The organism is Paraburkholderia sp. BGA-UO-ETr-F21, assembly GCF_059567925.1.
Genome location: NZ_JCAQOY010000037.1, coordinates 508,858 through 533,122 on the forward strand (window position 1 = coordinate 508,858; position 24,265 = coordinate 533,122).

Consider the following 24,265-nt stretch of genomic DNA (forward strand, 5'->3'; position numbering starts at 1 on the left):
TACTGGAGGCGTCCGGGCGGCTTGCGAAGCGCTCCCCCTGTGCCTCCTGAGCGCGGTTGCGCAGTCCCTGCGGTCGCGTTGGATATGCCGAGGAAGTCCTCCTGGCGGTGGCGCGGAACACCTATTTTCGCCGCCACGCGGCGCCAGGTCTCCCACATGACGGACTCGCACGTACTGCCGCTGACCGCTCTTGCCGCACAGTTGCGTCTGCAACAGGTCGATCTGACCGAACGTTGGATGAAGGCCGTCTTTCACGACGCCGAATTGACCGAATCCGACCGGCTGACCTACGAGCAACTGGCCGATCACATCCCGAACATCCTCGAGGAAATCTGCAGCGTGCTGGAGCGCCAGGATCTCGACCACGCTGAAGGCGCGATCGAGCGCGACGCGCGCCTGCACGGCAAATTGCGCTGGAAGCAGGGCTACCGGATCGACGAACTGGTGCGCGAACTCGATCTGTTCCGGCAGATGCTGACCGGTGCGATCGTCGAATTCAGCGAGTCCCGGCCGTATTTCACGCGGCGTCACGAGGAGCGGGCGCGGTATTTCGTCGATGAAGCCGTCAGCTTCGTCACGCTGACCTCGATTCGCGAGGTCGTCAGCGAGCGCGACCGGAAAATCGACGACTACACCGGGCGCCTCGAGCGCGCCAATCACGAGTTGACGCTCAAGCAGCGGCTGGTCGGCGATCTGTACGAGTCACGCATGCAGATCACGCGCAGCGTCGTGCACGATCTGCGCAACTTTCTCAACGTGTTTTCGATGGCGCTTCAACTGATCAGCCGCGCGCCGTCCCGCGTCGACACCGCGCTCGCGCTCGCGAACCGTCAGGCCGCCGACATGAAAACGCTGGTAGACGAACTGGTCGAATATTCAGTCGTGCTCGGCGATAACAGTCCGCTCGTGGTGGAGAGCTTTGCGCTGCGCGAGTTGTTCGACGAACTGGTGATCTCGTGCGAACCCGCGATCGAAGCGAAAGGGCTGCGGCTTCAGACGGCCTTCGACGGCGCCTTGCAGGTGGTCGTGTCCAACCGCCTCAAACTCAAGCAGGTTGCGCTGAACCTGCTAACCAACGCGACCAAATATACCAAGGCGGGCCTGATCGAATTCAGCATGACGGCCGCGCAGGACGACCGCTGGCGCCTGCGCGTGTCGGACACGGGCGTGGGCATCGAGGCATCGGACCGGGAGCGCGTGTTCAAGGAATTCGAGCGCGCCGCCGCCGACGACATTCCCGGCGCCGGTCTGGGTCTCGCGATCGTCAAGGAATTGTGCCGGGTGCTGGAGGGCGAGATTCGTTTCGACTCTCATGAAGGCAAGGGGACCATTTTCGAGATCACCTTTCCGATGCGCTTGCAGGCGACGGGTGGCTGACAGGCCAATCGGGATACGGCGTGCTTCGCTGTATCAGTTCTTGCTTCTTCCAATGTGGTTCTCTTGTATGACTTTCGTTCAGTCGCCGAGCGTAGACTGATTTTCGTCGATATTCGCCCGCGTGAAAGCCGGCTAGCCGCGATTCGCATTTATCCACAGCGCTGTTTTCAGACAATCTGAAATTGCGTCTTAGAAAAGACTAAAAATAGTCTGCACTATTTAAGACTTTTGGCATTTTGCGTCTTAAATCGGCTAGGTCGTTTTTCTAATATAAGCTAAAAAATAGCTTTGCAAGGTATATTTGTGTCCCGTGGCTTTGCGGCGAGGCGAAGCGCGATGCCATCTTAAGTTTCTATTGGTTCTGGCTAAATAGTTAGGATCACATAAGAAAAAACTATTGTTTGATTCTTCTATAAGAAGAGTGGGAGGTATGTTGAACAAATCTTATAAGACCGTCTGGAATGCAACGACCCGCACATACGCAGCCGCGTCGGAGGTGACGAAAAGCCGTGGTGCAAGAGGGGTGTCGGTATGCGGGTCGCTGGTGGCCGCGAGTGCGGGGCTGCTGAGTGCGTTGGCGTTTTCGCAACCCGCAGCGGCCGGCGAGTGCGAGTCATCGGAACAGAACTGTCTGAGCGTCGCGCAGGCGCTGGCGGCCGGCGTCGCCGTGCCGGACAAAGACGACGCGGCGAAGCCTGCGGACATGGTGGCCGCAATCACGAATGCGAGCGTGTTCACCGGCAATCCGGCACTCGACGCGGCGTCGGCGCCATCGTCGGCGCCATCGTCGGCGGCATCCCTTGCCAGTTCGAACCGGACCGGCTTGCTCGGGGCGAGCGTGCCTACACCGGTGACCGACTATATCGCCGTGAGTCCGAACGTCGTTCTGGGCGCGCGCACCAGTGCGTCGACCGACCTGAACGCCATGGCGATCGGCCCAACGGCCGCTGCAACCGGCTTCAACGCATTGGCCGTCGGTTCGGCCTCGATTGCCGGTTCCGACGCTTCGACCGCGGTCGGCTCGGCGGCGGGCGTCGCTTCGGTGAATTCGACCGCTGTCGGTGCGTCGGCCATCGTGGGCGCTCTTTCCAATAACTCGGTAGCGGTGGGTTACAACTCCCGCGCAGGCGCCATGAATACGATAGCGCTCGGCTCCTTCGCGAGCGCCGTGTCGAGCGGGTCCGTGGCCATTGGCTACAACGCCTTCATCAACCCGTCCTCGACGAGTTCGATCGTGATTGGCTCAAACGCGTCGGCGAGCGCCAAGGGCTCGGTCGCGCTCGGCGCCGATTCGATTGCCGACCGCGCCAATGTCGTCTCGGTGGGCAGCATTACGCAAGGCCGTCAGATCACCTATGTCGCGGCCGGTACGCGGCCCACCGACGCGGCCAACGTCGGTCAGCTCTCAGGCGTAGCCGAAGCGCTCGGCGGCGGCGCGCAAGTCGATCCGAACGGCGCGGTGGTCGCGCCCGCGTACACCGTCGGCGGGACGACCTACCACGACGTGGGCGCGGCCCTCGCGGCGGTGGTGACAAATAGCGCCGCCGGCGGTGCCGACGCGCTGCGCTACGACACCCCGGCGCATGACGTTGCGACGCTCGGCAACAAAGTCACGCCGGTCAAGCTCACCAACGTCGCGGCCGGCACCTTGAGCGCCGCCAGTTCGGACGCCGTGACCGGCGCGCAACTCTATGGCACCAATCAGGCGGTCGCGCAAAACACGACTGACATCACCAACATCTCCAGCAACATCACGAACATTAGTAACGGCAAGGCGGGGCTGCTTCAGCAAGACGCTGTCTCGCGCGACCTGTCCGTGGCGAAGAGCACGGACGGCAAGCACGTCGACTTCACCGGATTGACGGGGGCGCGCGAGATGGTTGGCGTGGCGGCGGGTACGACCGCGGGCTCAGCGGTGAATCTGGCGCAGCTCAGTCCGGTCGTGGCGTCGCTTGGCGGCGGCGCAACGGTGAACGCGAACGGTTCGGTGGCCGGTCCCACGTATCACGTGCAAGCGGGCACGCAGACCACGGTCGGCAGCGCGCTGAGTTCGCTCGACACGGGGCTGTCGTCGCTGCAGTCGCAGATCAGCGGCGGCACGGTCGGCCTCGTCACGCAGAATGCCGCATCCCACGACATTCTGATCGGCGCGTCCACGACCGGCACGCGGGTCAGCGTGGCGGGTTCGGCGGGAAATCGCGTGATCACCGGCGTGGCGGCTGGTGCGGTTGGCGCGGCCAGCAGCGACACGGTCAATGGCGCGCAACTTTATGCGAACACCGCTAATACGGCGGCCGCGCTGGGCGGCGGGTCGACCGTCAATCCGGACGGCTCGCTCAAGAGGCCGGCTTACAGCATCGGCGGAAGCACCTACAGCGACGTGGGGGCCGCGCTCGCGGCCGCCGTCACGACCAGTGTTCAGGCAGGCGCCGATTCCGTTCAGTACGATTCGGCGGCACACGACATCATCACGTTGGGCAAGGGCGTCGCGCCGGTTCGGCTCACCAACGTGCGCGCCGCTAATCTCGATGCCGGCAGTTCGGACGCCGTCAACGGCGCGCAACTGTTCGCCACCAATCAGGCCGTCGCGCAGAACAGCGTCAGCATCACGAACCTCGACCAGCGCGTGACGGATAACACGACGAACATCAGCAGCCTCGACCAGCGCGTCACCGCGAACACGACGAACATCAGCCATCTCGACCAGCGCACCACCACGATCGAAGGCGACGTGACCAACATCACGAACCAGATCACGAACGGCGAGATCGGGCTCGTTCAGCAGGATCAGGCGTCGCGCAATCTCACCGTGGCAAAAGGTACGGACGGCGCGCGCGTCGATTTCACCGGCACCGGCGGCGCGCGCGAGCTGACCGGGATCGCGGCGGGCACCACGGACGCATCCGCGGTCAATCTCGGCCAGTTCAAGCCGATGGTGGCCGCATTGGGCGGCGGCGCGCAGATCAACGCCGACGGTTCGCTGACCGGCCCCAGCTATCACATGCAAGGCGGCACGCAAACCACGGTCGGCGACGCGCTCGGCTCGCTCGACAATGGTCTCAGCACGTTGCAGCAGAACATGGAAAACGGCGGCATCGGCATGGTCACGCAGGATCCGGTGTCGCGCGATATCAAAGTGGGCGCGACGACGAACGGCAATCTGATCAACATGGCCGGCACGGCGGGTAATCGGGTCGTCACAGGCGTGGCGCGAGGATCGGTCAGTTCGACGAGCAGCGACGCGGTGAATGGCGCGCAACTGTATGCGCAGGCGGCGAGCACGGCAGTGGCGCTGGGCGGTGGAGCGTCGGTCAACGCGGACGGTTCGGTAACGGCGCCTTCGTATAGCGTGGGCGGCAAGGTAGTGAACAACGTCGGCAGCGCGATTACCAACCTGGATGGCCGCGTCACCCAAAACAGCAGCGATATCGCCGGTTTGCAAACTACCATCGGCAACCTCAACGGGGCGGTCGCGAATGCGGTGCAGTACGACGGTTCGGCGCACGACAGGATCACGCTCGGCGGCACGGCGGCCAGTGCGCCGAAGGTACAGCTGACCAATCTGAAGGACGCCAATCTATCGGCCACCAGCACTGACGCCGTGACCGGTGCGCAGCTCTGGAATACCAACCAGGATGTGAGCACGCTGAACCAGTTGGTTCAGTCCGTGCGGAACAATCAGACTACCGGCACTCCCTATGTCTCCGTGAACAGCGCCGGCAATGCGGCGCAGGCGATCGGCAACGGGTCTGTGGCGATCGGCGGCGGCGCCAAAGCGTCGGCGCCGAACTCGGTGGCGATCGGCGAGGGTTCGGTGGCCGACGTGACGAACACGGTTTCCGTGGGCTCATCCGGCAGTGAGCGCCGCATCACCAACGTCGCACCGGGCCAGGCGCCCACGGATGCGGTGAATATGCAGCAGTTCCAGGGCGGCTTGAGCGACATGGCGCGCAGTGCCTACTCCGGCACGGCCTCGGCGCTGGCGTTGACCTCGATTCCTGAAGTCGATTCCAGCAAGAACCTCGCAATCGGAGTCGGCACGGCCGGTTACAAGGGGTATCAGGCGGTGGCCGTGGGGCTGTCGGCGCGCGTCACGCAGAGTCTGAAGGTGAAGCTCGGCGCGGGCATCAGTTCCGCCACGACCGCAGTCACGGCCGGTGCGGCATATCAGTGGTAGAGCGAAGGCGGGAGATCGGCGCGTTCGAAATGCGCCGGTAGACAGGCCGCGAGCCAGGCTCGCGGCGCGCACCCCGCCGTCTGAACGCGCGGGGTGCTGAACGACAGGCCGTTACTGGAACAGCTTCATCGCCTGCGAGAGCGTATTGACCACGCCCCATGCCAGCGGAAGGGTCACATAAAGCCAGAACACGGCGAGTTTGACCTTGCTGGTCTGATTCACTGCTTGAACGGTCGACATGGGAATCTCCTTATGCGCCTTTGGCGAGTTGAGCGTCGGTCATGTGGTGCTTGTCGTCCACACGCTTGACCAGCAGGTTGCAGACGAAGCCGACCACCAGCAGCACGGCCATGATATGAACGGTCATCGTGTAGGCGTCCGCCTTGGCGACGCCGTGCGCGACTTCATAGGCGCGAATGTAGTTCACCAGCACAGGACCTGCGACACCCGCCGCAGCCCACGCCGTCAGCAGACGCCCGTGAATGCCGCCGACGAACGCCGTGCCGAACATGTCGGCGAGATAGGCCGGCACGGTGGCGAAGCCGCCACCGTACATTGTCAGGATCACGCAGTAGGCGAGCACGAAGAGGGCGATCTGACCGGATGCGGCGAAACCCGGCACGAGGTAGTACAGCACCGCGCCGAGCGCGAAGAAGATGAAGTACGTGTTCTTGCGGCCGATCCAGTCGGACGCCGACGCCCAGACAAACCGGCCACCCATATTGAACAGCGACAGAAGACCCACGAAGCCGGCCGCCGCGGCCGCCGTCACCGTGTTTTTGAAGCTTTCCTGAATCATCACCGAAGCCTGGCCGAGAATGCCGATGCCGGCCGTCACGTTCAGGAACAGCACGAGCCAGATCAGATAGAACTGCGGCGTCTTCAGCGCCTGGTCGATATGCACGTGGTTACGCGAGATCATCTTGTTCTGACTCGTCGCGGCCGGCGTCCAGCCGGCCGGTTTCCAGCCCGCCGGCGGCACGCGGATCGCCAGTGCGCCGATCGTCATCGAGATGAAGTACGCGATGCCGAGCACGACGAACGTCTCGGCCACACCGATGCTGGTGGCGCTGCGGAAGTGGTTCATCAACGCCACGGACAACGGCGCGGCGATCATCGCGCCGCCGCCGAAGCCCATGATCGCCATGCCCGTCGCCATCCCGCGGCGGTCCGGGAACCAGCGGATCAGCGTGGACACCGGCGACACATAACCAAGTCCCAGCCCGATTCCGCCGATCACGCCGTAGCCGAGGTAGAGCAGGACGATCTGATGCAGATACACGCCGAGCGAGGAGACGAGGAAGCCGCCGCCGAAGCAGCATGCGGCGGTAAACATCGTGCGGCGCGGGCCGACGCGTTCGAGCCACTTGCCGGCAAAGGCCGCCGACAAACCGAGGAACACGATCGCCAGCGAAAAGATCCAGCCGAGGGAGGTCAGCGACCAGTCGTCCGCACTGGATTGCGTGATGCCGATGACTTTGGTCAGCGGACCATTGAACACGGAGAACGCATACGCCTGGCCAATACAGAGATGGACGGCGAGTGCCGCGGGCGGGACCATCCAACGCGAAAAGCCGGGTTTCGCAACGGTGGCCTGTTTGGAAAAGAACGGGGCAGAGCCTGAATTGCCGCTCGGCTCGGTGATGCTGCTCATGGTCGGTCTCCGGTGACGAATTAGTTGTTATCGGCGCCTCGTACACTTTGCTTTAGGCGCCGCGGCGTAAAGTCCACGAATTCGGAGCCGTCAATATATGTATTTGAATTGCATATGACGTGCCGAAATCCGCGACAAAAATCGCATCGTCGAACGATAGGCGGCGAGCATGGCCTTTGCAATATGAGACGCAAAGACATAAGGTGTTTGCCTGGTGAAACGCGACCGTAATCTGTCGAATTGCGGCGCCGCGGCGCAAAAGGGCGGGACAAACTACCGGATACTCCAAACGAAACGGGCCGGCAGTGGCATCTTTCGCCACGCCGGCCCGCTTTGGCAGCGTTACCGCATTCAGGCGATGGTGCGCCCAGTTTTCATTTTGGCCGCCACGAGTACCGAGATCAGGCAGCCGATAGCCAGATAAGCGGCCACGGGATGCCACGAGCCACCGGCAAAGCTCACCAGCGCGACCGCAATGAACGGCGTGAAGCCGCCGCCGACCACGCTCGCCACCTGATAGCCCACACCCGCGCCGCTGTAGCGATACTCGGTGCCGAACAGTTCGGTGAACATGGGCTGCTGCACGCTCACCACCATGTCATGCGCGACGTTGGCAAGCATGACGGCGAAGACCACGATCCACAGCGTCGAGCGCGCTTCGAGCGCGAGGAAGAACGGCACCGCGCTCAGCATGCCGATCACCGCGCCGACGATATAAACGCGGCGGCGGCCGAAACGATCCGCCAGCGCGGCGAAGCACGGGATCGTCACGCAGCTCAGCGCGCCGACCAGCAGACCGATGGTCAGGAAGAATTCGCGCGGCATGTGCAGATTTGCCGTCGAGTAGTTCAGCGCGAATGCGGTCACGATGTACATCGTGAACAACTCGGCAAGACGCAGCGCGATGATCAGCAGAAACGCCTTCGGATGCCGCAGCAATGCTTCGACAATCGGCAGGCGCACGCTGCGTTCACCATGCTTGCCGACTTTCTCGACGAACTCCTTCGACTCTTCCATGCTCGAGCGGATCCATAGCGCGATCAGCACCAGCACCACGCTGAACAGGAAGGGCAGGCGCCAGCCCCAGCTCAGGAACGACGCGTTATCCATCGAACGGCTGATCAGCGCGACCAATCCGGTCGAGAGCACGAGGCCCACACCGTACCCGACCTGCACGCCGCTGCTATAGAACGCTTTCTTCTTTTCCGGCGCGCTTTCGACCGCCATCAGCGCCGCGCCGCCCCATTCGCCGCCCACCGCGAAGCCCTGGATCGCGCGCAACGTTACGAGGAGCACCGGCGCCAACCAGCCGATGCTGGCGAAAGACGGCAGCAGGCCGATCGCAGCGGTCGACAGGCCCATCATCATGACCGTGAGCACGAGCATGCGCTTGCGTCCGAGCCGGTCGCCGAAGTGGCCGAACACGAAGCCGCCGAGTGGACGGAACAGAAAGCCGACGCCGAAAGTGGCGAACGCGGCGAGCGTGCCCATCGCCGGGCTGACCTTGGGGAAAAACTCGGCATTGAAAACGAGCGCGGCGACGATGCCATACAACAGGAAGTCATACCAGTCGACCACGGCGCCGACGAAGCTGCCGAGCGCCGCCTTGCGAGCCTGGCTGCGCGCCTTGCGGTTGTCGGCCATGGCGGCCGTCGGGATGGTGGTGCTCGTCATAGTGTCTCCTCGAAACTCTCTGGCTGCTGGAATCGCTTGCCCGCAGGGTAGCGTGGCGGTTCGCGATCGATTGCAGGATGCCCGAAGATTAATGATGCGAAGGCGATCCCACAATCCACATCTGACCAATAATGCGCGATTATCGTACATCTGTGCGCGAATAGCGCGCGTTTTGCGCGTTTACACCGAGCACCCGCCCCTTCAGACGCTGCGATGAAGCGTCTGAAGGCAGGCCGTGCTACCTTGAGGATTCAATCTCAAAAACAACAGTTACTGATATACTACATACGGAATATTGATTTTTGCGGCATTGCAGCATATGATTGAGTCATTCCTTCACTCAATCATTCGGAGTTACAAATGGAATTTGTTCCTCTTTCGCTGCTTGCCGTTTCCGTTGTGGGTTTGGGCGCTGCGGCCACTGTTCTGTTGACCCGCTGGGTTCCTCAACCGGTTGCGCAGCTTGCAGCGCAACATGGCCGCTTCGTGGGTTTGGGCGAGCAACGCGGCGCAGCAATGCCGGCGCCGTACCGTGCGCATGTTCAACAAGAGGCGATGAATGTCGTCAGAACTTCAAGCTGAAGCAGTGGCCATACCGCTCACGTTGTCATTGCAGCCCATCGGCGCGAGCGCGAGCTTGCGCGATCAGGCGTATGCCATGCTGCGCCAGGCGATTGCCGACGCTGACATCTATCAGAGCCGGGAAGAAATCCGGCTCGACGAGCGCGTGCTGAGCGAGTCGCTCGGCGTCAGCCGCACGCCGGTGCGCGAGGCCATGACGCTGCTCGAGCAGGAAGGGTTTTTGCGTATGGTGCCGCGGCGCGGCATTTATATCGTGCGCAAGAGCAAGCGTGAAATCGTCGAAATGATCCAGATGTGGGCGGCGCTCGAAAGCATGGCGGCGCGTCTTGCCACGCTGCACGCCACGGACGAGGAAATTGCCCGGCTGCGCCACATGTTCGACAACTTCCGCGACGCGACGCCGGCCGAGCACATCGCTGAGTACTCGGATGCCAATATCGCGTTTCATCAGGCGATCGTCGAGTTGTCCAAGTCGCAGATCATTCTCGACACGATCAAGAACATCTTCATCCACGTGCGGGCGATCCGCCGCATGACCATTTCGCAGAGCGACCGCGCATCGCGTTCGATCGTCGATCATCTGCGCATCATCGAGGCGCTGGAGCAGCGAGATACCGAACTGGCCGAGCGCCTCACGCGGCAGCATTCGTTGGATCTCGCCGCGTTCGTCGAGGCGAATTGCGATTTTCTGGATTAACGGCTGCTTGGGCGGCGTTTGATTGGCAGGCTGGATAGGGAGCCCGCGGTGGAAACACCGCGGGCTTTTTTGTTTCCCGCCAGACCGAAATGCCGTCAGGCCGTCGAGGTGCGGGATAAACCTCGCTTGACGGTCTTAAAAATATGGTATGTGATATATCAAACGAGCCGAGCGGAGCGAGGACGTCGGTGTTTTCCCTCGACTTTGCACCTGCAAGTTTGCCGTTTCTCTGCGCAGCGCCAGTCTGAGTAAGCCTACAGAGGAGAAATCGCACCGAGGCAGCATCCCGAAATCAAGCTTGATTGAATCTGATATATCACATACCGTATGTGTCGAAGGTGACTAGGAGACGACTATGCCCGCAGTTGTTTCACCCCTGATTTCAGCGGCGCGCAGCGCAAAGGCCGAACAGGCGCTCAAACAGAAGGCGCGCCCGGCCGGCGAGGGCACGTTCGGCATGACCGCGTTCGATGTGGGACCCGCCCATTGCGACCCGCGAGACCATGCGCCGGGTACCAAAAACCAAACCATGTGCAAATAAGACGCGCCCTTCAGGAGACAGGACATGAGCAAAGCACTCGACGGCGTGCGCATTCTCGACTTCACGCATGTGCAATCCGGACCGACCTGCACGCAGCTGCTCGCGTGGTTCGGTGCGGACGTGATCAAGGTGGAACGGGCGGGCGCGGGCGACATCACGCGTGAGCAGTTGCGCGACATTCCGGACGTGGACAGCCTCTACTTCACGATGCTCAACCACAACAAGCGCTCGGTCACGATCGATACGAAGAACCCCGAAGGCAAGCAGGTGCTCGAAGCATTGATCCAGAAATGCGACGTGCTGGTGGAAAACTTCGCGCCGGGCGCGCTCGATCGCATGGGCTTCACGTGGGAGCGGATTCAGGAATTGAATCCGCGGATGATCGTCGCTTCGGTGAAGGGCTTCGGCCCCGGGCCCTACGAGGACTGCAAGGTCTACGAGAATGTCGCGCAATGCGCGGGCGGCGCGGCCTCGACCACCGGCTTCGACGACGGTCCGCCGGTCGTGACGGGCGCGCAGATCGGCGACAGTGGCACCGGCTTGCATCTGGCGCTCGGCATCGTCACGGCGCTCTATCAGCGCACACACACCGGACGCGGCCAGCGCGTTCTCGCCGCGATGCAGGACGGCGTACTGAACCTGTGCCGCGTGAAACTGCGCGACCAGCAGCGGCTCGAACGCACCGGCACGATGAAAGAGTACCCGCAATATCCGAATGGACAGTTCGGTGAAGCAGTGCCGCGCGCGGGGAATGCATCGGGCGGCGGTCAGCCAGGTTGGATCCTGAAGTGCAAAGGCTGGGAGACGGACCCCAACGCGTATATCTACTTCATCACGCAGGCGCCGGTGTGGGCGAAGATCTGCAACGTGATCGGCAAGGAAGAGTGGGCGACAGATCCTGATTACGCGACGCCGGCCGCGCGCCTGCCGCACCTGAAGGACATCTTCGCGGAGATCGAACGCTGGACCATGACCAAGACCAAGTTCGAGGCCATGCAGATTCTCAACAAATACGACATTCCGTGCGGACCGATTCTGTCGATGAAGGAAATCGCCGAAGAGCCTTCGCTGCGCAAAACCGGCACGATCGTCGAAGTGGATCACCCGACTCGCGGCAAATATCTGACGGTTGGCAATCCTATCAAACTGTCCGATAGCCCGACCGAGGTGACGCGTTCCCCGCTGCTCGGCGAGCATACCGACGAGGTCATGGCCGAACTCGGTTATTCGCCCGAGCAGGTCAGCGCACTGCGCACTGCCGGCGCGATCTAGACGATTCAAGCTAACAGGGAGCGACGAATGGATACGTGGATGCGATTCATGTCGAGCGACGGCGGCGTCGTGTTCGGCCGTGTGGAGGGGGGCTATCTGCACGAGTATGAAAGTCTCGATCAGCCGGTGCCGACCGGCGCCGTGCTCTCGACGCGCGCGCTCGCCCCGATCGCGCCGTGCGCGCCGGGCAAGATCGTCGCGCTGTGGAACAACTATCACGCGCTGGCGGCGAAGCTCGACAAGCCCGTGCCCGCGCATCCGCTCTTCCTGCTGAAACCGGCAGGTTCGGTGATCGGCGCGGGTGAGCCGATCCGCAGGCCGCTCAGCTACGCGGGCAAGATCGTCTATGAGGGCGAACTCGGCATTGTGATAGGACGGCGCTGCCGCGACGCGAGTGTCGAAGAGGCCGCCGAAGCGATCTTCGGCTACACGCTGGTGAACGACGTCACCGCTGCCGATCTGCTGAACGAGAATCCGCACTTTCCGCAATGGTGCCGTGCGAAGGGCTTCGATACGTTTTGCTGTATCGGGCCGGCGATCGTCTCCGGTTTCGACTGGCAGCGCGCACGTCTTGTCACGACACTCGACGGCGTGGAGCGGCAGAATTATCCGCTCGCCGACATGGTTTTCTCGCCGGCCGAGCAGGTGAGTCTGATCTCGCAGGATCTCACGCTCGAACCGGGCGATGTGATTGCGTGCGGCACCTCGGTGGGCGTGGGGTCGATCAAGGACGGAGCGACGGTGTCGATCACGGTCGACGGGATCGGCACGCTGAGCAATACCTTGAGCGCCGCGCGCGCGGTTGCTATGGCCGGCACGGAGCGAGTCGCTTCGAGCGCCGTCTGAACGGTTGGCTGACTTCGCCATGCATGGGCACGTGCCCATGCATTCCGACTCGGAGGAGCACGCATGCCGCTAGCGTATGACAGTACCGTGTGGTGTTCGCTGGCGGGTGTATTTGCTTCCGTGTTCGCCGTCGCGCTTGCCGCAGTCGGGCAACTGCAGTTCGAACGGCGAGCGAAGCGTCGGCCTGACTGGCACGTCGGCGCGTTGGCCGCCGCACTCGCGGCGCTTCTCGCTGCGGGCATGGGCGCGAGCGACGGCACGGTCGGCGCCGCGGCGGCGGGCGCGGTGCTCGGCGCGCGGCTGGCGCACGGACGCAACTTGACGCGGCGGCCGCGTCTCGTCGCCCTGGTGGGCAGTGGCATGGGGCTCGCTGTCATGTCGGGTGGTTTTGCGCGTTATCTGTCGTCGGCGGCGCAGGCGAGCGTGGAGCGCGGTGGACTCTGTGTCGCCGTGTTCATCGGCGCGTTGATTTTTGCCACCTCGACGATTGCGTTCTGCAAACTGCGCGGTGTATTGGACTTCGCCGCGGTGGCGCGTCCTGGTCACGATGTCGTCAATCTGCTTGCGCTGCTGCTGTGCGCCTGGCTCGGCTACGGTTTCGTCACCGAACAGGCGCAGCCATTCGGACTGGCCGCGCTACTCGCGATGAGCTCGGTGGCTTGTGCAATGGGTGTGCATCTGATGACCAGCCGCGAGTATTCCAATGCGCGCGAGCAGGGCCACGATTCAGGCGCACTCGCGTTTGCCGCGCGTTGCCACAGTCATAGCGCGACCACGGACAACCGTGGGCTGCTTGAGCGAATCGAATGGCACGGCGGCGAAGAGCAGGCTTGGGCGCTGCACGATGTAACGCGAGCCGACCTGCGAACGGCAGCATATCCGCGCTGTCGAAGCGAACGGCATAGCATGAATGGGGATGGGCGAAAGCGCGCGTGCGCCCACCATCATTCAACTCGCGCCACCACGAGGCGTGCCTTATGAACGCACGCAGCTGTCTGACGACAAGCGCGACGCGTAGCGGGATCGAAATCCCGCCGACGCTCTCAGTCGCCTGTCGCCGTGAACTCGCTGAAGTACTGCGACTTCTTGTGCAGAATCAGTTGAGCGAGGAAGTCGGTATCGTAGGCACGATGGAGATGGGAGTGAAACCGCTCGATATAGGCGGTGATACGGGCCGCTTCACTGTTGAATTCCTTGAGCACGTCGAGCGTGGCGCGATCCCAGCGAAAACGCAGGCCGAGATCGCTGAAAGCGGCGTTGTACGCGCTCAGGTGGGCATCGTCGGGATGGATCGAAGCGGCACGGTCAGGGTGCGCGCTGGCATGGGATTCAACCGAAGCGTGATTCATGATCGGCCTCCTGGGCTGACGAGTGATGGAACTCGCTTGCAGCATAGAAGTCCTGATGAATTTTCAATAGTTAAAGTTTTATTGCTTCTCCATAGCCTACTGCTTATACACGCTCAATTCCCTGACGCGCGTGATCTTCTCGATCAGATTCGCGCCTTCTTCCATGAGGAAGCGCTTGAAGGCGACCGCTACCGGCGGCAGGCGCTTGTTCTTGCGGTGCACCACGTACCAGTTGAGCATGACCGGAAAGCTCTCGACATCGAGCACGACCAGATGACCGAGTTGCAGTTCGAGGCTGATCGTATGCGCGGACAGAAAGGCGATGCCCATGCCCGCGATCACAGCCTGCTTGATCGTCTCGGTGCTCTTGATCTCCATGGCGATCTTGAGGTTGGCAAGGCGCCCGGCGAAACCTTCTTCCATCGAATTCCATGTGTCCGAGCCGCGTTCCCGCACGATGAAGGCTTCATTCGCCAACTGGCCGATCTTGATGTTGCGCTTATGCGCGAGCGGATGCGTGGGCGCCGCCACGATCACGTACGGGTGCGGCGCGAACGGCTCGTTGGTCGCGTCGGTTTCGTGGGGCGGGCGCACCATTACCGCGAGATCGGTCTGGTTGGTAGCGAGCTGATGCAGCAGTTCCTCGCGGTTGTGCACGGCGAGATTGAGCACGACACCCGAATAGCGGCGCGTGAATTCGGCCAGCAGTCGGGGAAAGAAGTAGTCGCCCGCGCTGATCACCGCGACGTTCAGCTTGCCGCCGGAGACGCCCTTGAGCTGACTCATCGCCTCGTCGACTTCGTGGAATTGCTGGATGATCGCGCGGCTGTAGTGAAGCATTTCGGTGCCCGCCGGCGTCAGATAGATTTTTTTGCCGAGCTGTTCGAACAGCGGCAGCCCGGCATGTTCTTCGAGTTGCCGGACCTGAGTGGAGACGGCCGGCTGCGTGAGATGCAATTCCTCGGCGGCGCGCGAGAAGCTCAGGTGGCGCGCCACCGTTTCGAAGACCTTCAGTTGTCGCAGAGTCGCATTTCGCATCGTCATGGCCGATGTATAAGCAAACGTGAATCAACATAATAACAAACTTTAATTATTAGTAATTCAGCAATGACCCTAGCATGACTCTGTATAAGAAAGCGGAAATGCCGCCAGAGCAGTGGGTGAAGTACTCGGGTTAACGCTTGGATTTCAGGCCTTATGGACCGGCGGAGACAGCCTCGTCGCAATGCGAAGTTTTAATTGATCGGAATAAAGTATTTTCAGAATGCAATGAATTAAGCGGGTGGATTTTTAAAGCAACGGATTAAAGACGCAAATATCAGATATTCCCGGGAGCACGGCTTTTCGGGGCACAACCATAAGGTGGGATGTATACAGTCCGGCGCGTCATCGAAGGGACTTCCATCGGGACGTTGGTCGGCTGCACTAAATAAATAGTGGAGACAAGGCTCATGGACGAATTCACTCAGCAGACCAAGGCCCGGGTGTTTTGGGCGAACCGTTGGTGGCAACTCGTCATCGGCATGGTGTGCATGGCACTGGTCGCCAATCTTCAATACGCCTGGACGTTGTTCGTCACCCCGATGAACGCGCGGCATCACTGGGGCGAAGCGTCGATTCAACTTGCGTTTGCAATCTTCATTCTGACTGAGACGTGGCTCGTGCCGCTCGAAGGCTGGCTGGTCGACCGGTTCGGGCCTCGGCCCGTGGTCGCGGGCGGAGCGATATGCGCGGGCATTGCATGGGTGATGAACTCATATGCCACGACCTTGCCGATGCTGTATGTTTCCGCGGTCATCGCCGGGATCGGCGCGGGTGGCGTGTATGGCACCTGCGTGGGCAATGCGTTGAAATGGTTTCCCGACCGGCGCGGTCTTGCCGCAGGTCTCACGGCTGCGGGCTTCGGCGCGGGCGCGGCGGTGACGGTGATTCCGATTGCCAACATGATTACGCGTTCGGGCTATGAGCACACGTTCTTCTTCTTCGGCATTCTGCAAGGCGGATGCATTCTGGCGCTCGCACTGCTGTTGAAGAAGCCGAACCTGCGCCAGCAACCCGCACCGAAGAAGAAGTTCGCCGTTTCGAAGGTGGACTTCACGCCGGGTCAGATGATCAAAACGCCGGTGTTCTGGGTGATCTACGTCTCGTTCGTGGCGGTGGCCGCGGGCGGTCTGATGGCCACCGCGCAGATCGGTCCGATTGCGAAAGACTGGGGCCTCGCACGCATTCCGATGACGATCTTCGGTATGACCTTGCCGCTCCTGACCGCCACGCTTTCCATCGACAACGTGTGCAACGGTTTTACGCGTCCGTTGTGCGGCTTCATCTCCGACAAGCTCGGCCGTGAAAACACCATGTTCGTGATCTTTATCGGCGAGGGTTTGGCGTTGCTCGGCTTGATGCAATACGGCACCAACCCGTATGCGTTCATGACGTTCGCCGCGTTGATCTTCCTCTTCTGGGGCGAAATCTTCTCGATCTTCCCGGCGATCTGTGCGGATACCTTCGGCAGCAAGTATGCGGCGGCCAATGCGGGTACCTTGTACACCGCGAAGGGCACGGCTTCGCTGCTGGTGCCGATTGCTTCAGTGCTGTCGGCGACGGGTGGCTGGAGTCTCGTCTTCATCGTCTCCGCCGTCGTGACGATCGCCGCGGGCATCTCCGCGAAGTTCATACTCGCCCCGATGCGCTCACGCTGGATCGAAACGCACAATGAGCCTCAGGGTGTGCTGGCGGTTGCCGGCACGGGCAAGGCCTCGCGGCTGAGTCACTGGCCTGAGCAGACAGGAGAATAGGGTGAGCGGCCCGCGCCCGGCAGTGAAGTCATGAATGTATCGTTGCAGCAACTCAAGGTGTTCGTCGCCGTTGCGCGTGAGCGGAGTTTCACGCGCGCGGCGCGTGAGTTCGAGTTGACGCAATCGGCGGTGAGCCGTTGTATCCGCGAACTCGAAGAAGCGGTCGAACTTAAACTATTCGACCGTACTACCCGCCAGGTCGAACTGACTCATGCGGGTGCGAGTCTCGAACGAAGGATTGGCCGGCTGCTCGATGAAATCGACCTGACGCTGCGTGAAGAGCGAGCCGCTTACGACGGGCATACCGGCGTGGTGGTGCTGGCGAGCAATCCGGTGTTGTCGTCGAGCTGGGTGGCCCAAGGGCTCGCGCGATGCGCGGCGGCTTTTCCCGAGTTGATCGTCTCCGTCAGGGATCAGCCGCAAAGCGGTGTGCTCGCGAGCGTCGAGCAAGGCGAAGTGGACTTCGGCGTGGTCTCGCTCGCCGAGCCGCTCGCCGGCGATCTGTTGCACGCGCAAGTCGTCTTCACGACCCCGCTCCACGCGGTGATGCCGCCCGCGCATCCGCTTGCACGTCATGCCACCGTGGCGTGGAGCGCATTGCACGAATGGGCGCTCGTTACGCTGAATGCCGATACGGGTGTGCGCGCGGCGCTCGAACTCGCCTTCCATACGAACGGCGTGAAGCGCCGGCCGGTGCAGGAGTTCGGGCATGTCGCGGCAGTGTTGCGCATGGTCGAACTGGGGCTCGGCGTCGGCATATTACCCATCGACGCGCATTGGCCAGCAGTGGGCCCGTCACTCGTTAGCCGGCCGCTTGAGCCGGGGATGAGTCTGACGACGCTGCTCGTGCATCGCCGCAACCGTTCCCTGAGGCCCAACGCCGCGGCGGCGTGGGCACAGTTTTCCGCGCCAGCCGGCGCGCCTTCAGACGCCGCCGACGCTCAGCCATCCATTTCCGCAATGCGAACGGGGATGACCGTTGCGCGCGACGGCGCCGTACTCCACGAGCCCTAGTCAGCCCTCATCCCAAACCGGTTCGCAAGCATTCAGCCCATGCAACATCTCAGCCAGCATCTCAAGCAAGGAGCTTCATGATGGAAACTGAAACCGACCTCAGGCGCCATGATCTGCTTATCGACGGCAAGCGCTTGCCGCCCGGCACCGGCGAATATTCCGTCGACATCAACCCCGCCACCGAAGAGCCGATCGCACTGGTTGCGCAAGGCAGTTCCGCCGACGTGGACACGGCAGTGCACGCGGCGCGTGCAGCATTGAAAGTATGGAACGCGATACGAACCGCTGAGCGCGGCCGCATTCTGATGCGCTTCGCCGCGCTGATGCGCGCGAATCTCGAAGAACTCGCCGCGCTCGAAAGCCTCGACGCCGGCAAGCCGATCGCCGCGGTCATGCGCCAGGACATTCCGGCCGCGATCGATACGCTCGAATACTACGCAGGCTGGTGCGACAAGATCAACGGTCAGGTCGTGCCGGTGCGCCCCGATGCATTGACATACACGTTGCGTGAACCCGTCGGCGTGGTCGCCGCGATCGTGCCGTGGAATTTCCCGCTGATGATCGGCATGTGGAAGATCGCGCCTGCGCTGGCGTGTGGCTGTACGCTGATCGTCAAACCCGCTGAGATCACGCCGCTGAGCGCATTGCGTATCGGCGAACTGGCACTCGAAGCGGGCGTGCCGCCGGGTGTGCTGAATATCGTCACGGGCAAGGGACGCGTGGTCGGCGATGCGCTGGTCGCGCATCCGGGCGTCGACAAGGTGACGTTCACGGGTTCGCCTTCCGTGGGGCGCGGCATTCTGCAAGGCGCGGCCGGCAACTTCAAGCGCGTCACGCTGGAACTCGGCGGTAAATCGGCCAACCTGATTTTTCCGGATGCCAATCTCGACAATGCGGTGCGCGCCGCGGCGGCGGGGATCTTCTTCAACACCGGCCAGGTGTGCTCGGCGGGCTCGCGCATTCTCGCCCATCGCGATGTGTACGACGAAGTGGTCGAGCGCCTCGCCGCTCGCGCGAAGTCGATCAAGATCGGCGATCCGTCGGCGCGAGATACGTCCATGGGGCCGCTCATCTCCGCGGCGCAAATGAAGACGGTGTTGGGCTATGTCGAAACAGGGCGCTCCGAAGGCGCGTCGCTTGTGACCGGCGGCGCGCGAGTGGGCGAGCGCGGCTTCTTTGTCGAGCCGACTGTCTTCGCCAACGTCGAGCATGAGATGCGCATTTCGCAGGAGGAGATCTTCGGTCCCGTGGCGAGCGTAATTCGATTCAACGACGAAGCCGACGCGATACGGATCGCCAATGGCACGCTGTATAGCCTCGCCGCGGGCGTGTGGAGCGCGGATATCGGCCGCGTGCATCGGGTTGCGCGCGATCTGAAGGCGGGGACAGTGTGGATCAACACTTACGGCTACACCGATGTGCGCCTGCCGTGGGGAGGCTCCGGCGACTCCGGGTTCGGCCGCGAACACGGCGACGTCGCGATTGAAAACTTCACCGAGCCTAAAGCCGTGTGGCTCGCTATCGACCAGTAGCGATCAGTGGTAACAAGTAGCCGCTAAAGGAAAGAGGATCGAACGCGCGTGGCGTGCGATCCTCTTTTGCTTGCAGTCGTTCAACGGCGAAATTGTGTTTCCAGGCCTCAATCTCCCTGCAATGCCATCCGCTCACGCAGTTTGATGAGCGCCAGCACGACATCGATAGTCGGCGTGGGTTCGGCGACGAGGCGGCCCATTTCCTGCACCACCGTCAACAGCGGATCGATCTCCATTGGACGACGATTCTCCAGGTCGACCAGCGTCGAGGTCTTATGCGCGCCGACCGCGCCCGCACCGTCGATACGCTTTTCCACATCGACGCGAAAGTGCACGCCGAACTGATCTGCAATGCGCTTGGCTTCCAGCATCATCGTGCGCGATACGGCACGGGTGCCTGGGTCGCTGGTGAGCACGTCGAGCGTGGCGTGCGTCAATGCGCTGATCGGGTTGAAGCACAGGTTGCCCCATAGCTTGAGCCAGATTTCGTCGCGGACATTGTCGCGAATCGGCGCTTCGAAACCGGCCGCTTGCATGATCTCGTGCAATTGCTGAATGCGCGGCGTGCGTTCTCCGCTTGGCTCGCCAATCGGGAACTTCTTGCCGTACACATGCTTGATGACGCCGGGTTCGACGATTTCGGCGGCGGGATACAGCACGCAGCCGATCGCCCGTTCAGGGCCGAGCTTCGTCCATTGACCGCCGTCGGGGTCGACACTCGCGAGCCGCGTGCCGGCGAATCGGCCGCCGTGTTGGTAGAAGTACCAGTACGGTATGCCGTTGACGCCCGTGACGATCGCCGTGTGTTTGCCGAGCAGCGGCTGCATCGCATCGACCACGCCGGGCAGCGAATGCGCTTTCAGCGTAATGATCACGAAGTCCTGCACGCCGAGTTCGCGCGGATCGGACGTGCAGCGTACCGGCGCGCTGAACGTCTCGCCGTCCATGATCAGACGCGCTCCGTGTTCGCGCATGGCAGCGAGATGCGCGCCGCGCGCGACGAAACTCACATCCGCGCCGGCGCGTGCCAGCTGCACACCCATCAAGCCGCCAATCGCTCCTGCTCCGAAGATACAGATCTTCATGATGCCGCTCCTCTGACGATGAATAGTCTCCTGCCCGGTGCCGTCTCTCGCCGTACACGGTTTGCGGGTCACTGTTCGAGCATAAGGGGAGGAGACGATTGCAGATAGTTAAAGTTTCTCAACGAGTCCATTAGGGATAGGTTATGGACGACCAGAAACCGGACTGTTTTGGAGAATTCAGAGTCGTTCCCAAAGATTGGATTTCCAAGCTGACGAATGCTGTGGCTACTTGGGAAATTTCCCATCTTTGGACGATCTTGATGGAGGCAGAATGCGATCTCTTTGAAAAGTGATGCATTCGGTCGGCATTGCAAATGAACTGTATTGAGGGTGATGCCATGAGGCCGAGGACTGCTTTGGACTATTCCGTCACGTTCGCGCATGTGGCACCGGAGACCCGTCTGCATGGCGTGGAAGCTGGTGCCCGGCGCCGCGACCCTCACGCGTGTTAGGGCAAGGTCCATGCGAACGGCAATTCGTCAACCCGCCGGCCGGAATTTAGCGGACGTGGACAGCATGTTGGCGCGCCTGCTCGACGTGATGTTGATTGCGTTGGGCGCGTCGTTGGCCTCGCTCGCGTTTGTGCCTCGTCCGGGTCTGTCGATTTTCGAGGGTGCGTTCGTCGCGTTCGATATGGCGTTCGCCATCTTGCTCTTGCCATGGTTCGGCGTGTACGACTCGTGGCGCGGGCGGTCGAAATGGCGTTTGAGTTTCAACATCGTATTCGGCTGGATCGCGGTGCAGGTATGCGGACTTGCCATGTTGTTCCTGCTTCACCGTGCTGCATCAGTGTCGCGGCTCTGGTGCGTGAGTTGGACCGCGATCACGGCGGTTGGGCTGGTCGTTTCGCGACTGCTGGTGCATGCGGTACTCGGCCGCATGAGGCGGGCGGGAGGCAACCTGCGCACGGTGGCGGTGGTGGGCGTCGGCGCGCATCGCGACCGTGTGATCGCCAATATCATGCGCTCGCCGGAAGCGGGCTTCCGGATGGTTGCCACGTTCAACACGCGGCAGGGGAACGAATCTGATTTTCCGGGCTTGCCGTCGTTCGGGTGTCTGCCCGAATTCGCTGACTGGGTACGCAGTGAGCAGGTCGAAGAAGTGTGGCTCGCGCTATCCATGTCAGAGGAGGACACCGTGCTGCGGATCCTCGACGAATTCAGCGGAGACCTGGTCAACGTGCGCTTCATTCCTGACGTACGCAGTCTTGCGATGTTCGATCGGAACGTGGTCGATCTGATTGGCACGCCGGCCATCAATCTGATGGCATCGCCAATGACTCCGTACGCGTTGGTTCAGAAGGCGGTTTTCGACCGGCTGTTCGCGCTCACGGCGTTGCTCGCGTTGGCGCCGGTGATGGTGACGATTGCAGTGGCCGTCAAGGCGACGTCGGAGGGGCCGGTGTTGTTCACCCAGCGGCGCAAGGGCGCGGACGGACGTGTGTTTCGCATTTACAAGTTTCGCTCCATGCGCAAGCACGCGGCGCGCACCGGTGTCGTTCGTCAGGCTACGCGTGGCGATCCGCGTGTCACTCGCGTGGGCGCGTTCTTGCGTCGCACGAGTCTCGATGAATTGCCGCAGTTTCTGAATGTGCTGCGCGGGGAGATGTCGGTGGTGGGGCCGCGGCCCCACGCGATCGAACACGATGACGAGTATCGCGGCATCGTCGACGGTTATATCCATCGGTACCGGATCAAGCCGGGTATTACCGGGTGGGCTCAAGTCAACGGTTTTCGCGGAGAGACGGATCGGGTTGAAAAGATGCAGGCACGGGTGGAACACGATCTGTACTACTTGCGTAACTGGTCGTTTGGGTTGGATATGCGGATTGTGTTTGCGACGGTGGTGAAGGGGTTGCGGCATCGGAATGCGTATTGACGCGCGGCTTCATCGCGATCTGAAACCAGATTGATCATGAAGCCGTGCCGATTGTGGAAGACGGCGCATATCCCAGTGGAATATGAATGAAATCTGCCCAATAGCGGGCAGCGAGAACGCGGCTTCGGCGCGTTCTCTTGAATAGGTTGAACAAGATGTTAGCGGTATTTTCAACCCGGCCGGCGTTCAGGCATGGGGTTTTGATGGCAGCGGTAATCCTGCTGACCGGTGGATGTGCAGTGGCGCCAGGTATGCGAATGGAAACGTCTCGCGTGCAGGACAAGTCGGGTGGGTCCAATACGTCGAGCGTGGTTGGAGAAGCCAGCGAAGGCGCGGCAAGCGAAAAGGCCGATGCAACGGCGGGCACACCGGACATCGCCATCAGGGAAGTCGACGCGGAGTTGATCTCGCAACTGGCTCAAAGCCGGAAACAGCAGCAGATCGAACTGTCGCAATTGCTCTCCGGAGCGCCGTTGGCATACACGGTCGGGCCGGGCGATGTGCTGCAAATTGTCGTATGGGACCATCCGGAATTCGCGGCGGCACTTGGGTCGGCACAAACGCAATCTTCGTCGCGGCCGGGTGATCCGCTCGCTGGATTCGTCGTCGATCAGAACGGCGGCCTGACATTTCCGTACGCAGGCACCCTGCAAGTGGCTGGCCTGCGCACCGAAGAGATACAGCAACGGTTGAGCAGCGTGCTCGGCAAGTACCTGGTCAAACCGCAAGTGACCGTGCGGATGGCGTCGTATCGGGCGCACCAGGTGTACGTGGATGGAGAAGTGCGTAGCCCCGGCACATTGGCGGTCAACGACGTGCCCATGTCGCTTTACGAAGCAGTGGGCCGCGCAGGTGGATTTAGTGAAGCGGCCGACCAGAGCGACCTCGTTCTGGTTCGCGGCGAACGGTCTTATCGCGTGAACCTGACCCAGATGCTTGCACAGGGATTGAGCCCGTCGCGCCTCTATCTGAAACCAGGCGACCTGCTGCGCGTCGTGTCGCGTGACGAAAACGACGCGTATGTGATGGGCGAAGTGAACAAACCGGTCTCTGCGATTCCGCGCCGAACGGGGCACATGACGCTGGCCGACGCTCTTGCGCAGGCCGGCAGCGTGAATGCTTCGACCGCCGACGCTGCCCAGATGTTCGTGATCCGCGGTTCGCTGACGGGCACGCCGCAAGTGTTTCACCTCGACGGCCATTCACCGGTCGCGATGCTGCTCGCCAAGGATTTCGAGCTGCAACCGAAGGACGTGGTGTATGTGGATGGTAGCGGTCTCGTTCGCTTCAATCGTGTGCTGAGTTTGTTGATGCCGTTGATCAGCACGGGCTTGACTGCGGGGGTGATTGCGAAATGACCCGGGTTTTGATGGTGTGTGAGGGGAATATCTGCAGGAGTCCGGTGGCGCGGGCGCTTCTCGAGCGGGCGCTGCCACTCGTTTCAGTGAGTTCGGCAGGTACGCGAGCGCTCGTTGGCCGGCATGCGGATCCGATGGCGATCCAGGTTGCGCGTGAGCATGGGATGGATATTAGTGGGCATGTGGCAGAGGCACTGAGCGACGAACACGTGCGCGCAGCGGATGTCGTGCTGACCATGACGAACACGCAGCGCGCGTTGATTCTCGATCGATTCCCGTTCGCAAGGGGGAAGGTATTCCGGTTGGGCGAGCATGAGCAACTTGATATTGTGGATCCGTATCAGCGGCATCGTGTCATTTTTGAACTGGCTTTCGCGCAAATCGAGCACAGCGTTTTGAAATGGTGCGAAGACATTGCCAGGTTGATGCACTGA

21 protein-coding genes are annotated in these 24,265 nt (G+C 61.8%); 15 read left to right on the plus strand and 6 right to left on the minus strand.

Translation table 11 applies throughout. From position 1 onward, the window contains the following. The first annotated feature begins 156 nt into the window (after nt 1-156). On the plus strand, nt 157-1,377 hold the full coding sequence (locus AC57B1_RS25955; protein ID WP_408347878.1) for a sensor histidine kinase: 1,221 nt from the start codon (nt 157-159) through the stop codon (nt 1,375-1,377). 430 nt (nt 1,378-1,807) lie between these two features. Continuing rightward, nucleotides 1,808-5,554, plus strand: coding sequence for a YadA-like family protein (locus AC57B1_RS25960; protein ID WP_496419095.1), 3,747 nt, complete (start codon nt 1,808-1,810; stop codon nt 5,552-5,554). Between the two features lie 111 nt (nt 5,555-5,665). Here AC57B1_RS25960 and AC57B1_RS25965 read toward each other — a convergent pair whose 3' ends face one another. The 3 genes from AC57B1_RS25965 to shiA all read right to left on the minus strand — a co-directional run bounded on the left by AC57B1_RS25965 (nt 5,666) and on the right by shiA (nt 8,882). Beyond that, a complete protein-coding gene (locus AC57B1_RS25965; protein WP_091802982.1) occupies nt 5,666-5,794 on the minus strand; it encodes an MFS transporter small subunit in 129 nt (42 codons plus the stop codon). 10 nt (nt 5,795-5,804) lie between these two features. Then, nucleotides 5,805-7,208, minus strand: coding sequence for an L-lactate MFS transporter (locus AC57B1_RS25970; RefSeq protein WP_496419096.1), 1,404 nt, complete (start codon nt 7,206-7,208; stop codon nt 5,805-5,807). 351 nt (nt 7,209-7,559) lie between these two features. After that, nucleotides 7,560-8,882, minus strand: a complete 1,323-nt coding sequence (shiA, locus tag AC57B1_RS25975; RefSeq protein ID WP_408347884.1) for a shikimate transporter — start codon at nt 8,880-8,882, stop codon at nt 7,560-7,562. Nucleotides 8,883-9,242: 360 nt separating this feature from the next. Here shiA and AC57B1_RS25980 point away from each other — a divergent pair, with 360 nt between their 5' ends. The 6 genes from AC57B1_RS25980 to AC57B1_RS26005 all read left to right on the plus strand — a co-directional run bounded on the left by AC57B1_RS25980 (nt 9,243) and on the right by AC57B1_RS26005 (nt 13,801). Continuing rightward, a complete protein-coding gene (locus AC57B1_RS25980; RefSeq protein WP_408347887.1) occupies nt 9,243-9,464 on the plus strand; it encodes a hypothetical protein in 222 nt (73 codons plus the stop codon). Next, nucleotides 9,442-10,161 carry a GntR family transcriptional regulator gene (locus AC57B1_RS25985; protein ID WP_496419097.1) on the plus strand — a complete coding sequence of 240 codons (720 nt, stop codon included), beginning with the start codon at nt 9,442-9,444 and terminating at the stop codon, nt 10,159-10,161. Before AC57B1_RS25980 ends, AC57B1_RS25985 begins: the two co-directional genes overlap by 23 nt. 355 nt (nt 10,162-10,516) lie before the next feature. Continuing rightward, on the plus strand, nt 10,517-10,702 hold the full coding sequence (locus tag AC57B1_RS25990) for a hypothetical protein (RefSeq protein WP_496419098.1): 186 nt from the start codon (nt 10,517-10,519) through the stop codon (nt 10,700-10,702). Between the two features lie 24 nt (nt 10,703-10,726). Then, the gene (gene frc, locus AC57B1_RS25995; RefSeq protein ID WP_408182360.1) at nt 10,727-11,974 is read left to right on the plus strand and encodes a formyl-CoA transferase; all 1,248 of its coding nucleotides are present in this window, start codon (nt 10,727-10,729) and stop codon (nt 11,972-11,974) included. A gap of 27 nt (nt 11,975-12,001) precedes the next feature. Then, nucleotides 12,002-12,820 (plus strand): fumarylacetoacetate hydrolase family protein, encoded by an 819-nt coding sequence (locus tag AC57B1_RS26000; RefSeq protein ID WP_496419099.1) that lies wholly within the window; start codon nt 12,002-12,004, stop codon nt 12,818-12,820. Between the two features lie 63 nt (nt 12,821-12,883). Further along, nucleotides 12,884-13,801: an NAD(P)(+) transhydrogenase (Re/Si-specific) subunit beta gene (locus AC57B1_RS26005; RefSeq protein WP_496419100.1), complete on the plus strand. Its 918-nt coding sequence runs from the start codon at nt 12,884-12,886 to the stop codon at nt 13,799-13,801. Nucleotides 13,802-13,863: 62 nt separating this feature from the next. On the opposite strand, the gene AC57B1_RS26010 is transcribed toward AC57B1_RS26005, so the two are convergent. After that, on the minus strand, nt 13,864-14,169 hold the full coding sequence (locus AC57B1_RS26010; protein WP_091802963.1) for a hypothetical protein: 306 nt from the start codon (nt 14,167-14,169) through the stop codon (nt 13,864-13,866). A 96-nt stretch (nt 14,170-14,265) separates the two neighbouring features. Then, nucleotides 14,266-15,213: a LysR family transcriptional regulator gene (locus AC57B1_RS26015; RefSeq protein ID WP_091802961.1), complete on the minus strand. Its 948-nt coding sequence runs from the start codon at nt 15,211-15,213 to the stop codon at nt 14,266-14,268. Between the two features lie 407 nt (nt 15,214-15,620). Here AC57B1_RS26015 and oxlT point away from each other — a divergent pair, with 407 nt between their 5' ends. The 3 genes from oxlT to AC57B1_RS26030 all read left to right on the plus strand — a co-directional run bounded on the left by oxlT (nt 15,621) and on the right by AC57B1_RS26030 (nt 19,510). Then, nucleotides 15,621-16,964, plus strand: a complete 1,344-nt coding sequence (gene oxlT, locus AC57B1_RS26020; protein WP_091802959.1) for an oxalate/formate MFS antiporter — start codon at nt 15,621-15,623, stop codon at nt 16,962-16,964. A 30-nt stretch (nt 16,965-16,994) separates the two neighbouring features. After that, entirely contained in the window at nt 16,995-17,978 is a 984-nt protein-coding gene (locus tag AC57B1_RS26025) for a LysR family transcriptional regulator (protein ID WP_408483137.1), read from the plus strand. Between the two features lie 80 nt (nt 17,979-18,058). Continuing rightward, complete coding sequence (locus AC57B1_RS26030) at nt 18,059-19,510, plus strand: aldehyde dehydrogenase family protein (RefSeq protein ID WP_496419327.1); 1,452 nt, start codon at nt 18,059-18,061, stop codon at nt 19,508-19,510. Nucleotides 19,511-19,617: 107 nt separating this feature from the next. Here the strand turns inward: AC57B1_RS26030 and AC57B1_RS26035 are convergent, their stop codons facing one another. Continuing rightward, nucleotides 19,618-20,595, minus strand: a complete 978-nt coding sequence (locus tag AC57B1_RS26035) for a 2-dehydropantoate 2-reductase (protein WP_496419101.1) — start codon at nt 20,593-20,595, stop codon at nt 19,618-19,620. Nucleotides 20,596-20,738: 143 nt separating this feature from the next. Here AC57B1_RS26035 and AC57B1_RS26040 point away from each other — a divergent pair, with 143 nt between their 5' ends. From AC57B1_RS26040 to AC57B1_RS26055, 4 genes are all read left to right on the plus strand, one after another. Next, nucleotides 20,739-20,888, plus strand: coding sequence for a hypothetical protein (locus AC57B1_RS26040; RefSeq protein ID WP_408347910.1), 150 nt, complete (start codon nt 20,739-20,741; stop codon nt 20,886-20,888). A 169-nt stretch (nt 20,889-21,057) separates the two neighbouring features. After that, nucleotides 21,058-22,473, plus strand: a complete 1,416-nt coding sequence (locus AC57B1_RS26045; RefSeq protein ID WP_496419102.1) for an undecaprenyl-phosphate glucose phosphotransferase — start codon at nt 21,058-21,060, stop codon at nt 22,471-22,473. A 155-nt stretch (nt 22,474-22,628) separates the two neighbouring features. Continuing rightward, nucleotides 22,629-23,831: a polysaccharide biosynthesis/export family protein gene (locus AC57B1_RS26050; protein WP_496419328.1), complete on the plus strand. Its 1,203-nt coding sequence runs from the start codon at nt 22,629-22,631 to the stop codon at nt 23,829-23,831. Nucleotides 23,832-23,842: 11 nt separating this feature from the next. After that, the gene (locus AC57B1_RS26055; protein WP_408348450.1) at nt 23,843-24,265 is read left to right on the plus strand and encodes a low molecular weight protein-tyrosine-phosphatase; all 423 of its coding nucleotides are present in this window, start codon (nt 23,843-23,845) and stop codon (nt 24,263-24,265) included.